This window comes from Embleya sp. NPDC008237 (assembly GCF_042956465.1).
GTDB lineage: Bacteria > Actinomycetota > Actinomycetes > Streptomycetales > Streptomycetaceae > Embleya.
Window position 1 is genome coordinate 278,321 of sequence record NZ_JBIBGL010000010.1, and the last position, 15,550, is coordinate 293,870.

Below are 15,550 nucleotides of genomic sequence, written 5' to 3' on the forward strand. Positions count from 1 at the left end.
AGGTTGCGGGTACGACGGCGTCCCCGGCCCGGGCGACGGGCCGGGGACGGCGGTCGTCACAGGTGAGCGTATACGTCCTTCAGCGAGATGCCGCGAGCGACCATCATCACCTGGAGGTGGTAGAGGAGCTGGGAGATCTCCTCGGCGGTGCGGTCGGCGCCCTCGTGCTCGGCGGCCATCCACACTTCGGCGGCCTCCTCGACGACCTTCTTGCCGATCGTGTGCACGCCGGCGGTGACGAGCTCGACCGTGCGCGAGCCCTCCTGGCCCGAGGCCGCCTTGGCCTGCAGCTCGTCGAAAAGCTGTTCAAACGTCTTCATGGTGCCCATCGCGTGGTTGTGGGTGGCGTGGCGCGGACGACCCGTGGGTGCGTCTGCGGGTGCGTCGATCAGGCCGAACGCCGCGGTTCGGAGAGCGTACGCAACACCATCGCCGTCGCGACGGCCGCCTCCACCGCTTCGCGGCCCTTGTCCTCGCGCGAGCCGGACAGGCCGGCCCGGTCCAGCGCCTGCTCCTCGGTGTCGCAGGTGAGCACCCCGAAGCCGACGGGCACACCGGTGTCCAGCGCGACCCGGGTCAGGCCGTCGGTGGCGGCCGAGCACACGTACTCGAAGTGCGGGGTGCCGCCGCGGATCACCACGCCGAGCGCGATCACGGCGTCGTGACCGCTCCCGGCCAGCGCCTTGGCCAGCACGGGCAGTTCGAACGCGCCGGGGGCGCGGATCAGCGTGGGTTCGTTGATGCCCAGCTCGCTCAGGGCCTTGAGGGCCCCGTCCACGAGCCCGTCCATCACGGTCGTGTGCCACTGCGCGGCGACCACGCCCACGCGCAGGTCACGGCAGCCCTCGACGGTCAGTTTCGGGGCTCCTGCGCCACTCATGTCTGTCGGTGTCCTTCGGCTGGAACGGCTGAAAGCCTGGATGCGGTATGCGGTATGCGGTGGTGGAGTACGACGAATCGAACTCCGGGGCGGTGCGGTGGGGTCCGACGGGTCGAGCAGGGTCCGACGGGTCCGACGGTCGAGCAGGTTCGAGCGGGTCGAACCTATCGGCGCGGCCGGGGCGGTGCCGCGCGCGTGTCACCGGTACGGGTGAGGCCGATCGGGTCAGGCGGTGCTGACCGCGTGGCCCTTCGCGTCGACGACCTCGGCGACCTCGCCGACCGAGGGCGCGGTCGCGGCCTCGTCGTCGGGGTCCAGCCAGGGCAGGTCGTGCCCCATCCGGTCGCGCTTGGTCAGCAGGTAGCGCAGGTTGTCCGCGGTCGCGTGCACCGGAAGCGCGACCCGGCCGGTGATCTCCAGGCCGTAGCCCTCCAACCCGGCGCGCTTGGCCGGGTTGTTGGTGAGCAGGCGCATCGAGCGCACGCCCAGGTCGACCAGGATCTGCGCGCCGGTGCCGTAGTCGCGGGCGTCGGCGGGCAGGCCCAGTTCCAGGTTGGCGTCCACGGTGTCGTGGCCGGCGTCCTGGAGTTGGTAGGCCTGGAGCTTGTGGATCAGCCCGATGCCCCGACCCTCGTGGCCGCGCATGTACAACACCACGCCTCGGCCCTCGGTGGTGACCCGCTCCAGCGCGGCCTGCAACTGCGGGCCGCAGTCGCAGCGCAGCGAGCCGAACACGTCGCCGGTCAGGCACTCGGAGTGCACCCGCACCAGCACGTCCTCGCCGTCGTCGAGGTCGCCCGCCACCAGCGCGATGTGCTCGACGCCGTCGGCGGTGCTGCGGTAGCCGATCGCGCGGAACGTGCCGTGCTCGGTGGGCAGCCGGGTCTCGGCGGCCCGCTCGATGGTGCGTTCGGTGCGCCGGCGGTAGGCGATCAGGTCGGCGATGGTGACGATCTTGAGGCCGTGCTCGCGGGCGAACGGGACGAGCTGCGGCAGCCGGGCCATCGTGCCGTCGTCGTTGACCACCTCGCAGATCACGCCGACCGGCGCCAGTCCGGCCAGTTCCGCCAGGTCCACGGCCGCCTCGGTGTGCCCGGGGCGGACCAGCACGCCGCCCTCGACCGCACGCAGCGGGAAGACGTGGCCGGGTCGGGTCAGCTCGGTGGGCACCGTGTTCGGGTCGGCCAACAGGCGCACGGTGTGGGTGCGGTCGGCCGCCGAGATGCCGGTGTCGACGCCGTCCTTGGCGTCCACCGAGACCGAGTAGGCGGTGCCCTTGCGGTCCTCGTTGACGGCGGTCATCGGGGGAAGCTTGAGCCGGTCCAGGTCGGCGCCGCGCATCGGCACGCAGACCACGCCCGAGGAATAGCGGATCATGAAGGCCATCAGCGCCTGCGTGGCCAGCTCGCCGGCGAAGATCAGGTCGCCCTCGTTCTCCCGGTCCTCGTCGTCGACGACCACGATCGCCTCGCCGGCGGCCATCGCCTTGATCGCGTCCTCGATGGTGTCGAGCACCAGGGGCGCCTCCGGCGCCGCCTTCTGTGCCGGCACCTCGATGTCCGTGTTTTCGCTGCTGGTCTTCACGCCGTTGCCCCTTCCAGGTGCCGATCTGCCCCACGGGCAGCCCCGTTGTCCCGGTACCGCCGGGAGCGGTTCCACCAGTCGACGAGCCCGGCCACGCACATCACGAAGAAGACGCCGTAGACCAGTCCGCTGAACACCAGGCCGTGCTGCACGGCGAGCGGCACGCCCACCATGTCCACCGCGATCCACACCAGCCAGAACTCGAACAGGCCGCGGGCCTGGGCGAGCATCGCCACGACCGAGCCGACGAAGATGTACGCGTCCGGCCACGGCGCCCACGAGATGCCGGTGTGTTCGAGCAGCAGTGCGAAGCCGACGGTGCCGGCCGCCATCAGCGCGACCAGCGCGATCCGCTCGTGGGTGGTCCCGAAGCGGATCTCCACCTCGCCGGTGTCGCGCCGACCGCGGGCCCAGCGCCACCAGCCGTAGCCGGCCGCGATGATGATGACGACGTTGCGCATCGCGCTGCCGCCCAGGTGCACCGAGGTGTTGGCGGCGATCAGCAGCGCCGCGCCGAGGATCTGTACGGGCCAGGCCCACAGGTTGCGGCGCAGCGCGAGCCACACGGTGGCCAGCGACGCGGTCTGGCCGAGCAGGTCGGACCACGGCACCGGCTTGTCGGCGACGGTGAACGCGGCGTCGTTGAGCCAGCCGATCACGATGCCCCCACCTGTGTACCGGTCCCGTGTGTGCCCAGCCGTTCGACGTACTTGGCGATGATGTCGACCTCGAGGTTGACCGGATCGCCGACCGTCTTGACGCCCAGCGTGGTCAGCGCGAGCGTGGTCGGGATCAGGCTGACGGTGAAGCTCGCGTCGTGGGCCTGCACGACGGTGAGGCTGATGCCGTCCACGGTGATCGAGCCCTTGTCCACCACGTAGCGGGCCAGGTGCGCGGGCAGCGCGATCTCCACGACCTCCCACTCCTCGCCGGGCGTGCGGGCGAGGATCTCGCCGGTGCCGTCGACGTGGCCCTGTACGAGGTGGCCGCCCAGGCGACCGCCGAGCACCATCGGGCGCTCCAGGTTGACCCGTGCGCCCGTGGTGAGCGCGCCCAGGCTCGACTTGTCCAGGGTCTCCTGCATCACGTCGGCGGTGAACGTCGCCTCGACCGGGTCGACCTTGTCGTCCACGACGGTCAGACACACCCCGTTGACGGCGATCGAGTCGCCGTGCCGGGCACCGGTGGTGACGACCGGGCCGCGGATGGTGATCCGGGCCGAGTCGGTCAGCCGCTCGATGGCCACGATCTCGCCGAGTTCCTCAACGATTCCGGTGAACATGCGTCAGGACTCCTTCGTTCGGCCGGCGGGTTCCGGCCGGGGGCGGGCGGTGATGCGAATGTCGGTGCCGAGGCGGGCGACGTCGTCGACGTCCAGTCGCAACACCTCGGAGATGGTGCCGATTCCGGCCGGACCCAGGGCGGTGGGTCCGGCGCCGAGCAGGGCCGGGGCGAGATAGCCCACGACGGTGTCGATCAGGCCGGCCGCGGCGAACGCACCGGCCAGGGTCGGGCCGCCTTCGAGCAGCACGGCGCGCACGTCGCGCGCGTACAGCTCCTTCAGCAGCGCGGGCAGGTCCAGGCCGGCGTCGGCGCGGGGTATGCGCAGCACGGCGGCCTCGGGCAGGTGGGCGGCGTCCGCGTCGGGGCCGATCGCGATCAGGGTGGGTGCCGCGTCGTCCAGGACCCGGGCGGTCGCCGGGGTGCGCGCGTGCGTGTCCACGATCACCCGCAGCGGCTGCCGGGCGCCGGGCACGTCGCGCACGGCCAGGTGCGGGTCGTCGGCGAGCAGCGTGCCGGAGCCGGCCAGCACCGCGTCCACGCTCGCCCGCAGGGTGTGTACGTCGGCGCGCGAGGCCGCGGAGGTGATCCAGCGGCTGCTGCCGTCGGCGGCGGCGCTGCGGCCGTCCAGGGTGGCGGCGTACTTCCAGGTCACGTGCGGGCGGCCCAGTCGGGTCGCGGTCAGCCAGGCCCGGTTGCCCGCCTCGGCCTCGGCGGCGAGCAGGCCGCCCTCGGCGTCGATGCCCGCCGCGCGCAGCACCGCGCCGCCGCCGGCCGCGGCCGGGTTCGGGTCGGCGACCGCGTAGCGCACCCGGCGGATGCCGGCGTCGATCAGGGCCTGGGTGCACGGGCCGGTGCGGCCGGTGTGCGAGCAGGGTTCGAGGGTGACGAAGGCGGTGCCGCCGCGGGCCGCGGACCCCGCCGCGCGCAGTGCCTCGACCTCGGCGTGCGGGGCGCCGGCGCGGGTGTGGAAGCCCTCGCCGACCACGGTGTCGTCCGGGCCGAGCACGACGCAGCCGACCACGGGATTGGGGCTGGTGTGGCCGAGCGCGCGGCTCGCCAGCGAGATGGCGCGGCGCATGGCGGTGGTCTCGTCGACCGGCCGGGCGGTGTTGCCCTTCACCTCGTGCCTCCTCGCGTTGCGACGCGGGGCACCGGGGTGCTTTCGGGCAGGACGGCACGACGAATCGACGGGCGGGGATGCCGGCGCACCGTGGGTACGCGGACATGCCGCAGTCGCTCGCCGCGCGCTACCTCCCATCCGGACTTTGACCGTCGGTACCGGAATTCCACCGGTTCAGCCGGCCGTCGCTCCACGTGATGTGGGGCGTCGACCGGGTCGCGGACTGTAACCGCCGGTTCGGATTTTCACCGACCCCGGAGCGCGCGTACGTGACTTTCGTACACCTCGAAGTGTGCCACGACGGCCGACAACGTTGACCTTGGCCAACCTGTGCCGTCCGTCACGGTGCGTTCGTATACCCGAACGCGACTGCGGCGTGGATGATCTGACGTATCGTCAGCTCGACGGTCGAGGCGGTGCCGAAGGACTGCCCCGACGATGAGATTCTGTGCGCATGACCGTGCAGATCAATCCGAGCATCCTGTCCGCCGACTTCGCCCGCCTCGCCGACGAGGTGGCGCAGGTGCGCAACGCCGACTGGCTCCACGTGGATGTCATGGACAACCACTTCGTCCCGAACCTGACCATCGGCCTGCCCGTGGTCGAGAGCCTGATCAAGGCCACCGAAACGCCGATCGACATGCACCTGATGATCGAGGACCCGGACCGCTGGGCACCCGCCTACGCCGAGGCCGGCGCGGGCAGCGTGACCTTCCACGTCGAGGCCGCGACCGCCCCGATCAAGCTCGCCCGGGACCTGCGGGCCAAGGGAGCACGGGCCTCGATGGCGCTGCGGCCGGCCACCCCGATCGAGCCGTACGAGGATCTGCTGCCGGAGCTGGACATGCTCTTGGTGATGACCGTCGAGCCCGGTTTCGGCGGGCAGAGCTTCCTGGACGTCATGCTGCCGAAGATCCGCCGCACCCGGCAGTTGATCGCCAAGCACGGCCTGCAGATGTGGCTCCAGGTGGACGGCGGGGTGTCCGCGAAGACCATCGAGATGTGCGCGGAGGCCGGCGCGGACGTGTTCGTGGCCGGGTCGGCGGTGTTCGACGGCCGCGATCCCGGTGCGGCGGTGGACAGGTTGCGTGCGTTGGCCACCGGGGCCGCGGGGCGCTGCGCTCACTAGGGCGGTTGGTGTGCCCACCCGCCCGCCCGTTGCGCTGGGTGAGCAGGCTGCGGTTTCACGGACTCGGGGTGGGGCTGATCGGGCCCGTGGAGCTTCGTCACAATGAGTGAAGCCGGGGCCTCTCGTCGTCCTCGCCGGGGCGGGAGGCCCTCAGGTCGTCGCGGACCAGATCGTCCAGTGGTCGGTTTCGTGGATCGGGCCCCGGGCCGGGAGCCTGTCCCGGATGTAGGCGGCCAGGTCGGAGAGTTCGTCGTCGGTGAGGTCGTGCAGGATCGACCGGCCGGTACGGGCCGTCAGGTCGGCGACCACCTCGCGGGCGTCGGCGTACTCGCGGCGCGTCTCGGTCAGCGCCGCGGTGCGCACCGCGCCGAAGCCGGCCTCGCCCAGGGCCGCCGTCACGGCCTCGGCGGTGGGGCGTCGGGCCGCTTCGATGTCGAGCAGGGCGGGGAACCGCTCGAAGAACCAGCCGCGCAGGTGGGTCGGCGTGCCGGGACGGGTGACATCGGCCGGGGTGCGGTCCTGGACGATCAGCGCGCCGCCGGGCGCGAGCAGTCGGCGGGCCTCGCGAAAGCATCCGACGAGGTCGTCGAGGTGGTGGATCAGCGCCCGCTCGAACACGATGTCGGCCGCGCCGTCCGGCAGGCCGGTGGCGTACGCGTCGCCCTGGTGGAAGGACAACCCCGGCCGCTCCCCCGCCCGCTCCCGGGCGCCGGACAGGATCGTGGCGGAGAAGTCCACCCCGATCGCGCTCGCCGCGCCCAGATCCAGCCACGCCGTCGTGTACACCCCGCCTCCGCAGCCGACGTCCACCACGCGGGCGCCGGCCGGGGGGACCAGGTCGCGAATCAGGCGCGCCCAGTCCTCACCGGCGGCGCGCCGGGCGTAGGTGAGCCGGTTGGCGGGGCTGTGGAAGTCGATGGGCATGGTCGCCCTCCCTGTCGAGGCTTCGTTCGCCCTGTTTTTTCATTCGTTCGCTCTGGCTCCGACCCTTCTACCTTGACATCAAGATACTTGAGGTCGAGAGGGTTCCTCAAGGCATCCTCGGCGGTTCACGGGAAGCGGGTGGTCTCGCGGGGCCGGGCGCGCCGGCCGGCGGTCGTCGATGGTCGGATCCGAGGTGTGCGGCGGCGTTGCCAGGCCAGGTATGCGCCGGTGCACAGGGTGACGCCGGTCATCGCGGCGATGTGCTCGCGGCCGGCCAGGTTCGGCTTGACCACCACCTCGGCGATCATCAGCAGCCACACTCCGGCGAACAGGATCGGCGCACGACGCACCATCGCGATGCACGCCACCAGGCCGACCACCGCGGCCGAGGGGCCGGTGTCCAGGATGTCGCCGTGCCGGGCGTCGATGCCGAGCAGGTGGTCCGGGCCGAGCCCGACCATCACCCGCGCGGCCAGCGTGCCGCACAGCGTGGCCACGTAGGCGATCACCAGCGTGCGGCGTGCCCCCAGGTCGAGTTCGGCCAGCCCGAACAGGACGAGCACCTGGATCAGCGCACCCCACACCGGCAGGTCCGGCGCGGGCACGAACAGCGAGACGGGCGTGCGCAGCAGTGCCAGAGGGAGCGGAATGCCCGCGCTCACCCCGCCCAGCGCACGCACCACGTCGCCGCCCCACGTGGTGCGCCAGGCGAACCAGAAGCCGAGGGTCAACAGCACCGTGCACATGGTGAGCGGGATCGCCGACAGGCCGTGCGCACGCAGCTCGCGCGCCGGAATCGCGGTGAGCCGACTCCACTCGCCGCGCACCGCTCGCCCCGTGCGGGCGAGCAGGCCGGGGCGCGGGGTACTGCGGGCGAGCGTGGACATGGGTACGGCGGCTCCTGCGGTGGTCGGCCGGCGGTCGCCCTCGGATCTCTCGGACCCGAGGAACGACCGATGCGGCCGAGCCCGAAGTGACGACCACCCTCGCCGTTATGCCCCGCATCGGGGATATCCAGCCGCTTTTCACCCCGTCCGTGCGGGTGATCGCGCCGTGCGTGCGGGTGATTCAGCCGGTACGACGAAGCAGCGCGAGGTACATCGCGTCGGTGCCGTGCAGGTGCGGCCACAGTTGTACGTCCGGGCCGGTGCCCAGGTGCGGCACACCCGGGAACAGCGGCCGGGCGTCGACCAGCTCGGCCTCGCCCGCGCGCAGGATGTCGTCCACCACCACACGCGTCTCCGCCGGATGCGGCGAGCACGTGACGTACGCGATCACTCCGCCGGGCCGGGCGGCGGCCACCGCGGTGCGCAGCAACGCGCGCTGCAACTCGCCCAGTTCGGGAATGTCCTCGGGCTTGCGGCGCCAGCGCGACTCGGGTCGGCGGCGCAGCGCGCCCAGGCCGCTGCACGGCACGTCGGCGATCACCCGGTCGAAGCTGCCGGGTTGCCACGCGGGTCGGGTGCCGTCCGCGGTGATCACCTGATGGTGGGTCAGATGGCCGATCGCGTTGCGGACCAGGCGGGCACGGTGGTGCCGGCGCTCGACCGCGAGCAGCGACACGTCGCGCCCGGTGGCGATCGCGGCGAGCAGGCCGGCCTTGCCGCCGGGGCCCGCGCACAGGTCCAGCCAGCGGCTCTCGGCACCCTCGACCTCGGCCTCGGCCAGTGCGGCGGCGACCAGTTGGCTGCCCTCGTCCTGGACCGCGGCTCGGCCGTCGCGGATCGCCTTGATCCCCGCCGGGTCGCCCTCGGGGAGGGTGGCCGCGTACGGCGACCAGCGGCCGGGGGTCGCGCCCGCCTCGTACAGTTCGGCGAGTTCGACCCGGCCCGGGCGGGCGACCAGGGAGATCGTCGGGGCGATGTTGTCGGCGGCCAGCAGCGCCTCCATCGCGGCGCGGTCGTGCGGGTTGCCGCGCGCGCCCAGGGCGTCCCACAGGGCCTGCACGATCCAGCGCGGGTGCGAGTGCAGGACCGCGAGGTGGCCCTCGGGGTCCTCGTCGTAGGGCGGCGCGATCTGCCGCAGCCAGGTGTCCAAGTCCTGCTTGGAGACTCGGCGCAGGATCGCGTTGACGAACTTGGCACGACCGTCGCCGAGCACCGCGCGGGCCAGTTCCACGGTGGCCGAGACGGCGGCGTGCACGGGGGTGCGCATGCTCAGCAGCTGGTGTACGCCGAGCGCGAGCACGTCCAGGACCGGCGGGTCGATCTCCTTGATCGGCCGGTCGGTGCAGGCCGCCACGATCTGGTCGTAGGTACCTTGACGGCGCAGCGTGCCGTGCACGAGTTCGGTCGCGAAGGCGGCGTCGCGCGGGATGATCTTGCGTTCGCGCAGCAGTGCGGGCAGCACCAGGTTGGCGTACGCGTCGCGTTCGCCGACCGCGTGCAGGACGTCGTAGGCGGCCAGGCGCGCGGCGTCGGGACGCGGGCGGCGGTAGGGGCGTGCGGCGGGGGCGTTGGTCACGGTACTCAGTTCGTGCCGAGGGTTTCACCGGGCTCGGGGTGTGCGCCCCGGGCCCAGTCGGTGGCGGCCATCATGCGTTTGCCCTGGGGTTGGACCTGGGTGAGTTCGATCGCGTGGCTGCCGGTACCCACCCGGACCACCTTCCTCTCCACCGCGATCTCGCCGGGGGCCAGCGCGTTGTCGCCGCCGCGCAGGCGGACCGGGGCGAGCTTGAGGCGCTCGCCGCGGAAGGTGGTCCACGCCCCGGGTGCGGGCGTGCAGCCGCGCACCACCCGGTCCACCCGCAGGGCGGGCGCGGTGAAGTCGACGCGGGCGTCCTCGACGGTCAGTTTGGGCGCGAGGGTGACCCCGTGCGGCGGCTGGGGGCGGGCCTCCAGGCTGCCGTCGGCGATCCCGTCCATGGTCGCCACCAACAGGCGTGCGCCGGATCGGGACAACCGCTCCAGCAGGTCGCCGCTGGTGTCGGTGGGGCGGATCTCGTCGGTGACCGTTCCGAAGACCGGGCCCGAGTCCAGGCCCTGCTCGATCAGGAAGGTGCACGCGCCGGTGATGTCGTCGCCGGCCAGCACGGCGTGCTGCACGGGCGCCGCGCCACGCCACGCGGGCAGCAGCGAGAAGTGCAGGTTGACCCAGCCGTGCGCGGGGATCTCCAGCGCGGCCTTGGGCAGCAGCGCGCCGTAGGCGACCACGGGGCAGCAGTCGGGGGCGATCTCGGCGAGTCGGGCCAGGAACTCCGGGTCGCGCGGCTTGGCCGGGCGCAGGATCTCGATCCCGGCCAGGGCGGCGCGTTCGGCCACCGGGCTCGCGACGAGCTTGCGGCCGCGGCCGGCGGGCGCGTCCGGCCGGGTGACCACGGCGACCACCTCGTGCCGGGATTCCAGCAGGGCTTCGAGTGCGGGTACGGCGACCTCGGGGGTGCCGGCGAAGACTAGGCGCATGGGGGTTTAGAGGGCCTTCCCGAAGGTGCCGTGGGGGGAGAACTTGACCTGCGGCGGGGCCTGGCCGGCCCATTCCGCCTCGCGCAGCGCGCGCAGTGCGGCCTTGCGCTGCTCGCGGTCGAGCCGGTCGATGAACAGGATGCCGTCGAGATGGTCGGTCTCGTGCTGGATGCAGCGCGAGAGCAGTCGGGTGCCCTCGATGGTGACGGGGTCGCCGTGCATGTTGAAGCCCTTGGCGACCACTCCGTACGCGCGCTTGGTGTCGTAGCGCAGACCCGGCAGCGACAGGCAGCCCTCGGGGCCGTCCTGTTCGTCCTCGGACAGGTCCAGGTTCGGATTGATCAGGTGCCCCACCTCGCCGTCCACCTGGTAGGTGAACACCCGCAGGGCGACCCCGATCTGGGGTGCGGCCAGACCGCTTCCGGGCGCATCGCGCATCGTGTCGGTGAGGTCGGCGACCAGTCGCCGCAGCTCCTTGTCGAACACGGTGACCGGGTCGGCCTTGCTCCGCAGGACGGGATCCCCGAACAGGCGGATCGGCTGGACTGCCACGGGTGTGCTCCCCCATCGGTGGTCGGGCGTGGTGCCGGGTGTCGCCGGTGCGCGACGGCGCCGCGGCACGGTCGTGCCGGGCGGTGGTGCTGCCGTGCTGTTGTGGTGCCCTGCTCGGTGGCGTGTGTGGTGCCGTGCGGTGGTGCCGTCGATCGAAACCGGAGAGTGACAAGTCTACTGAGCGGCCGGGCCCCGATCCGCGCATGCACCGTGGCACGAGGCGAGCACGAGGCGAGGTCACGCGGGCGCGGCCTCGCGGGTCCGGCGCGGGCGGGGTCCGGGGTGGGGTGCGCGGTGTTTCGGGGCGGGCTCCGGAGGCGGGTGCGGATGCGGGGTGCGGAGGGTGGATTCGGCGCGGGGCAACCCCGATCCGCGAGGCGGACACTCTCGGGGTGTGACCACGGATCAGGAGCAGGAGGACGCGGACCACGTGTTGTGGTCCCGGGTCCGAACGGGGGATCGCGATGCGTTCGCGGTGGTGTTCGACCGGCACGCGGGGGCGGTGTATGGGCATGTGTTGCGGCGGATCGGGGACGGCGGCGAGGCCGAGGACCTGACCTCGGCGGTGTTCCTGACCGCGTGGCGGCGCCGCGCGGAGGTGACCTTCGACCGGGACAGCGCACTGCCCTGGCTGCTGGGAACGGCCAATCGCACGCTCGCGAACCGGCGGCGTGCGCTCAAGCGCTATCGGGCGCTGGCGGCGCGTGTTCCGCTGCCGCGGGACGTGCCCGATCACGCGGACGAGGTGGCCCGGCGGATCGATCAGGAACGCGCGGCGGAGGCGTTGCGGCGCTCGGTGGCGCGGCTGCCCCGGCACGAGCGCGACGTCGTGGAGTTGTGCGTCTGGGGCGGCCTGGACCAGCAGGCCGCCGCGACCGCGCTCGGCGTCGCGCTGGGCACGGTCAAGGCGCGGATGCATCGGGCGCGGAAACGATTGGGCGGCCTGTTGGCCGAAGAGGGCGTGCACGCGGGCACGTACCGAGGCATCGAGGAGGCACGATGAGCCCGTACAGCGAGGACCGACTGCCGGGGCACGAGCGACGCAAGCGCGAACTGCTCGCGATGCTGGACACCCGGGAGCCGTCCCGGAGCCGGGCGTTGATGCCGGGGATCGCCGCGGGCGCGGTGCTCGCGGTGTGCACGGTCGCGATCCTGGCCGCGCAGCCGTGGCGCGACCCGCGGAATCTGTCGCCGGCCGGCCCGGTGGCCGGGCAGGACCCGACACAGGGGGTGCCCGAGGACGCGGCGAAGCCGGGCGATCCGGTGCCGTGGGATGTGGCGAACCGGACGTTGGCCGCGTGCCTGAAGCAGGGTCCGGCCGCGGTGTATCCCTCGTCGACCTTCGAGTCCGCGCCGCGGGCGAGCGGACTGTCGCCGTCCGAAGCGGCCTCCGGATGGCCGGCGTCCTCGCCGCCGGGGTCGGGTTCGTCCGGAACCCTCCCGCCGGCGAGCATGGGGGCCACGCTGCCGTCCGGCACTCCGCCGGAGATCGGCGACATGCCGCCGCGCACGCCGGGGGGCGGGGCGGACGCCACCGGCCTGCCGAGGCGATCCACCCGGTCGACTTCCATGTGGTGGCCCACGGGTGGGTCGACCGTGGCCGGCACGCCAGGCAGCGATGGCCGGCCCGTGGCGCCCACCTCGACTCCGCGGCCGTCCGGGGCCTCGACCGCGCCCGACGGATCGGCGTGGAAAGTGCGCGAGCCGGACGCGGCGTTCAAGCCGTACTTCACGGCGTGGGAGAAGGACGGGACCGGCGTGCTCCGCCCGTTCGTGCTGGGCAAGGCCGGCAAACCCGACCTGTTGGTCTGCCACGGCGAGCAGTCCTCGCCGGAGTTGCCGGCGCCGACGGCCGCCGACGGCACTCTCGCGGGGGCGTTCGAGGTGCGTCGATCCCAGGTCCTGATGCCGCCCACGCCCGAACCGCTTCGGATGGCCATGATGTCGTCCACGACGTGGTGGGGCCGCACGACCGGTGCGGTCGCGCGGGTCGTGGTCGAGTTGCCCGACGGGAGCACGCGGGGCGCGGTGGTCCGCAACGGTGTGTGGCTCGCGAACGTGCCGGGCGAGGACATCGTCCCGGTCCGGATCAGGGCCTACGACGCGGCCGGCACCCTGCTCCACGAACGCGCCGCCGACCCCGAATCGCTGCGCTGCGCGGACGCGCCGACGACCGAGGCGTGCGGGCGCCGAACCCACTGGGGCTGAGCACCGGCGGGGCCGGGCCCCGCGCCTGTGCACGACGGTTTCCCGAGACGACCGTCCCGCGTGGTGGCCTGCCGGCCGGGCGCCGGCGAGCGCGGGGGCGTCGGGGCGCCCGCGTGACGATCCCGATCTGCACCGGTCCGCTCCCGCCGGTCCACCGGGCGGGAGCGACCCACGCGGCGGCGACCACGGCTCAGCCGATGTCCGGCGGGTCGATCCTGATCTGCACCGGGTCGCCCGCGGCCCGGGCCAGCCGCAGGGTCTGGGCCGCCTTGAGGGCGTGCGCCAACTCCGCGCCGCGGCCGGGTTCGATCCGGAGCAGGACCCGTTCGTGGCGGGTGGGCGGGGCGATCCGCCGGGCCGGTTCGCGGGTCGGCGGCGGGGTGTCGCCGAACAGGGCTCGGGTGAGTTCGGCACGGGTTTCGGCCGCCCTGGGGTCGGGTTTGGCCGGCGCGGGCGGTGGCGTGCGTGGCGTGGTCGGGGCGACCGGGACCGGGCCCAGGACGTCCGCCCCGTCGGGCAGCCGAAGCACCGCCAGGAAGTCGGCGATCCCGGCCGGCGGGCCGGTCACCGACGCCATCCGCGACACCGGCGGCAGGTTCAATTCGGCCCGCTCGACCAGTTCGGTCAGCGCGTACCCCTGCGGATCCCATCGCACCAGCGCCTGTACCGGGCGCAGCGTGGACTCGGCGACCACCACCAGCGTGCCGCCCTCCCCCGCGGGCCGGACCAGGCTCGCCGCGTCCAGCCACCGGTGCAGCGCCTGCTCGCCGGCCCGCAGGTCGGGCCGGGTGAGCAGGGCCCAGCCGTCCAGGAGCAGGGCCGCCGCGTAGCCGCCGGGCGCCACCGGTTCGGCGCCGGGCGTGGCGATGATCAGCGCGGGCAGGTCCGGCACGGTGGTCAGGATCGCGTCCCGCCCGGAGGTGCGCACCGGCACGGTCGGGAACGCCCGGCCGAGTTCCTCGGCGGTCCGGCGCGCGCCGATCACGCCGGCCCGGATGCGCTCGCCCCCGCACACCCGGCAGCGCCAGTGCGGCGCCGGACGGGTGCACCAGGCGCAGGTCAACACGCCGTCCCCGGAGGGCAGTTCGAGCGGGCCCGAGCAGTGTGCGCAGCGCGCGGGTTCGCGGCAGCGCAGGCACGAGGTGCGGACCAGGTAGCCCCGGCGTGGGACCTGGACCAGCACCGGCCCGGTCTGCAACGCCTTGCGGGCCACGTCCCACGCCAGGCTCGGCAGTCGCGCCGCTCGGGCGGCCTCGTCCCGGGCCAGGTCCAGATCGCTGCCGGTGGTGCGCACCAGCGGGGCGGCGGCGCGCACCGCCGCGCGGTCGGCGTCCAGCGGCCGGGCCCACCCGGAGCGGACCAGCTGGGCGGCCTCGACCGTGGTGGCGTGCCCGCCGACGGTGAACGCGGCGTGTTCGCGCGCGGCCCGCATCGCCAGCACCTCGCGCACGTGCGGGTGGGGCGCGTTGAGGTCGGCGTGCGAGTCGTCGCCGTCGTTCCAGACCAGCGCCAGGCCCAGTTCCACCACGGGCGCGAACATCGCCGCCCGGGTGCCGACCACCGCGCGCACGCTCCCGCGGTTGATCGCCAGCCAGCGCCGGTAGCGCTCCTCCGGCCCCAGGCCCGAGGTCAGCGCGACGTGTCGGCCCCGGCCGAGCAGGGCGGTCAGCGCCGCGTCCACGCGTTCCACCGACTTGGCGTCCGGGACCACCGCGAGCGCACCGCGGCCGCCGGCCAGGGTCGCCGCCATCGCCCGGGCGATCTCGTCCGGCCAGTACGGCCCGGGCAGCGCGGTCCACACGGTGCGCGGCGAGTCGCCGGCGGTGAGCTCGGCCAGGTGCGCGGTGCCCGTCGGGTAGCGCGTCCAGGGCCCGGGGGGTGGCGGGGCAGGCCGAATCAGCGGCTCCCCCGAGGGTTCCGCCTCGGCCCGCGCGTGCCGCGCCGGCAGCGCGAGCTGGACGATGTCGGCGAGGCTGCCCGCGTACCGGTCCGCGACCGCCCGGGCCAGCTCGATCATCGGCGGCGCGAGCACGATCTCGGGCGAGACGACGCTCGCCAACGGCGCCAGTGGCCCGCCGTACGTACTGCGCTCGACCCGTTCGACGATCACCCCGTCGATCAGCCCGCCGCCCTGCCGCCGGCCGTCCACCACCTTGGCTCCGAACCGCACCCGCACCCGCACTCCGGGCTGCGCCACCTCGGCCAGCTTGGCCGGCACCGAGTAGTCGAACAGCCGATCCAGGTGCACGAGCCCCTTGTCCACCACGACCCGGGCCACCGGCAACCGCTCGGCCTGCGCCTTGGGCTTGGCCTTGCGCACCCGCGCCCGCGCGCCCCGCACCGCCCGCCGCGCGTCCTCGACCCCGAGCGTGAGCTGCCCGTCCCCTTCGTCGCCCACACCCGGATCGTTCGTCGCCACACCAGGCATCCTGACAGACGGGTACGACGATCCCGCACAGGTACCGAGC

General features: G+C 73.6%; 15 protein-coding genes and 1 riboswitch. Of the genes, 3 read left to right on the forward strand and 12 right to left on the reverse strand.

All coding sequences use genetic code 11. The features are described 5' to 3' along the window. Positions 1 to 56: 56 nt before the first annotated feature. The 6 genes from ACFZBU_RS26410 to ribD all read right to left on the reverse strand — a co-directional run bounded on the left by ACFZBU_RS26410 (position 57) and on the right by ribD (position 4,868). Positions 57 to 320 (reverse strand): phosphoribosyl-ATP diphosphatase, encoded by a 264-nt coding sequence (locus tag ACFZBU_RS26410; protein WP_391586135.1) that lies wholly within the window; start codon positions 318 to 320, stop codon positions 57 to 59. A gap of 68 nt (positions 321 to 388) precedes the next feature. Beyond that, entirely contained in the window at positions 389 to 880 is a 492-nt protein-coding gene (gene ribH, locus ACFZBU_RS26415) for a 6,7-dimethyl-8-ribityllumazine synthase (protein WP_391586136.1), read from the reverse strand. A gap of 225 nt (positions 881 to 1,105) precedes the next feature. Continuing rightward, positions 1,106 to 2,437, reverse strand: a complete 1,332-nt coding sequence (locus ACFZBU_RS26420; protein WP_391586248.1) for a bifunctional 3,4-dihydroxy-2-butanone-4-phosphate synthase/GTP cyclohydrolase II — start codon at positions 2,435 to 2,437, stop codon at positions 1,106 to 1,108. A gap of 23 nt (positions 2,438 to 2,460) precedes the next feature. Then, positions 2,461 to 3,123: a nicotinamide riboside transporter PnuC gene (locus tag ACFZBU_RS26425; protein ID WP_391586137.1), complete on the reverse strand. Its 663-nt coding sequence runs from the start codon at positions 3,121 to 3,123 to the stop codon at positions 2,461 to 2,463. Next, positions 3,120 to 3,746 carry a riboflavin synthase gene (locus ACFZBU_RS26430; RefSeq protein ID WP_391586138.1) on the reverse strand — a complete coding sequence of 209 codons (627 nt, stop codon included), beginning with the start codon at positions 3,744 to 3,746 and terminating at the stop codon, positions 3,120 to 3,122. The genes ACFZBU_RS26425 and ACFZBU_RS26430 overlap by 4 nt, the downstream gene beginning before the upstream one ends. A gap of 3 nt (positions 3,747 to 3,749) precedes the next feature. Beyond that, a complete protein-coding gene (gene ribD, locus ACFZBU_RS26435; protein ID WP_391586139.1) occupies positions 3,750 to 4,868 on the reverse strand; it encodes a bifunctional diaminohydroxyphosphoribosylaminopyrimidine deaminase/5-amino-6-(5-phosphoribosylamino)uracil reductase RibD in 1,119 nt (372 codons plus the stop codon). A 120-nt stretch (positions 4,869 to 4,988) separates the two neighbouring features. Further along, positions 4,989 to 5,135, reverse strand: a riboswitch (FMN riboswitch). A 187-nt stretch (positions 5,136 to 5,322) separates the two neighbouring features. On the opposite strand from ribD, the gene rpe reads away from it, so the two are divergent. Further along, on the forward strand, positions 5,323 to 5,997 hold the full coding sequence (gene rpe, locus ACFZBU_RS26440) for a ribulose-phosphate 3-epimerase (RefSeq protein WP_391586140.1): 675 nt from the start codon (positions 5,323 to 5,325) through the stop codon (positions 5,995 to 5,997). Between the two features lie 150 nt (positions 5,998 to 6,147). Here the strand turns inward: rpe and ACFZBU_RS26445 are convergent, their stop codons facing one another. From ACFZBU_RS26445 to def, 5 genes are all read right to left on the reverse strand, one after another. Beyond that, positions 6,148 to 6,921, reverse strand: coding sequence for a class I SAM-dependent methyltransferase (locus tag ACFZBU_RS26445; RefSeq protein ID WP_391586141.1), 774 nt, complete (start codon positions 6,919 to 6,921; stop codon positions 6,148 to 6,150). Between the two features lie 125 nt (positions 6,922 to 7,046). Continuing rightward, positions 7,047 to 7,808, reverse strand: coding sequence for a hypothetical protein (locus ACFZBU_RS26450; RefSeq protein WP_391586142.1), 762 nt, complete (start codon positions 7,806 to 7,808; stop codon positions 7,047 to 7,049). Positions 7,809 to 7,989: 181 nt separating this feature from the next. Next, on the reverse strand, positions 7,990 to 9,384 hold the full coding sequence (locus ACFZBU_RS26455) for an RsmB/NOP family class I SAM-dependent RNA methyltransferase (protein WP_391586143.1): 1,395 nt from the start codon (positions 9,382 to 9,384) through the stop codon (positions 7,990 to 7,992). Positions 9,385 to 9,389: 5 nt separating this feature from the next. Next, entirely contained in the window at positions 9,390 to 10,322 is a 933-nt protein-coding gene (fmt, locus tag ACFZBU_RS26460) for a methionyl-tRNA formyltransferase (RefSeq protein WP_391586144.1), read from the reverse strand. 6 nt (positions 10,323 to 10,328) lie between these two features. Then, positions 10,329 to 10,874: a peptide deformylase gene (gene def / locus ACFZBU_RS26465; protein ID WP_391586145.1), complete on the reverse strand. Its 546-nt coding sequence runs from the start codon at positions 10,872 to 10,874 to the stop codon at positions 10,329 to 10,331. A gap of 394 nt (positions 10,875 to 11,268) precedes the next feature. On the opposite strand from def, the gene ACFZBU_RS26470 reads away from it, so the two are divergent. Both ACFZBU_RS26470 and ACFZBU_RS26475 read left to right on the forward strand, forming a co-directional pair. After that, a complete protein-coding gene (locus ACFZBU_RS26470; RefSeq protein ID WP_391586146.1) occupies positions 11,269 to 11,877 on the forward strand; it encodes an RNA polymerase sigma factor in 609 nt (202 codons plus the stop codon). Further along, positions 11,874 to 13,082, forward strand: a complete 1,209-nt coding sequence (locus tag ACFZBU_RS26475) for a hypothetical protein (RefSeq protein ID WP_391586147.1) — start codon at positions 11,874 to 11,876, stop codon at positions 13,080 to 13,082. Before ACFZBU_RS26470 ends, ACFZBU_RS26475 begins: the two co-directional genes overlap by 4 nt. Positions 13,083 to 13,272: 190 nt before the next feature. Here the strand turns inward: ACFZBU_RS26475 and ACFZBU_RS26480 are convergent, their stop codons facing one another. Continuing rightward, entirely contained in the window at positions 13,273 to 15,510 is a 2,238-nt protein-coding gene (locus ACFZBU_RS26480) for a primosomal protein N' (protein WP_391586148.1), read from the reverse strand. Positions 15,511 to 15,550 lie beyond the last annotated feature (40 nt).

Coding starts and splice junctions, on each gene's coding strand:
- ribH (WP_391586136.1), bottom strand. CDS start 880: ATGAGTGGCGCAGGAGCCCCGAAACTGACCGTCGAGGGCTGCCGTGAC.
- ACFZBU_RS26480 (WP_391586148.1), bottom strand. CDS start 15,510: ATGCCTGGTGTGGCGACGAACGATCCGGGTGTGGGCGACGAAGGGGAC.
- fmt (WP_391586144.1), bottom strand. CDS start 10,322: ATGCGCCTAGTCTTCGCCGGCACCCCCGAGGTCGCCGTACCCGCACTC.
- rpe (WP_391586140.1), top strand. CDS start 5,323: ATGACCGTGCAGATCAATCCGAGCATCCTGTCCGCCGACTTCGCCCGC.
- ACFZBU_RS26410 (WP_391586135.1), bottom strand. CDS start 320: ATGAAGACGTTTGAACAGCTTTTCGACGAGCTGCAGGCCAAGGCGGCC.
- ACFZBU_RS26475 (WP_391586147.1), top strand. CDS start 11,874: ATGAGCCCGTACAGCGAGGACCGACTGCCGGGGCACGAGCGACGCAAG.
- ACFZBU_RS26450 (WP_391586142.1), bottom strand. CDS start 7,808: ATGTCCACGCTCGCCCGCAGTACCCCGCGCCCCGGCCTGCTCGCCCGC.
- ACFZBU_RS26430 (WP_391586138.1), bottom strand. CDS start 3,746: ATGTTCACCGGAATCGTTGAGGAACTCGGCGAGATCGTGGCCATCGAG.
- ACFZBU_RS26445 (WP_391586141.1), bottom strand. CDS start 6,921: ATGCCCATCGACTTCCACAGCCCCGCCAACCGGCTCACCTACGCCCGG.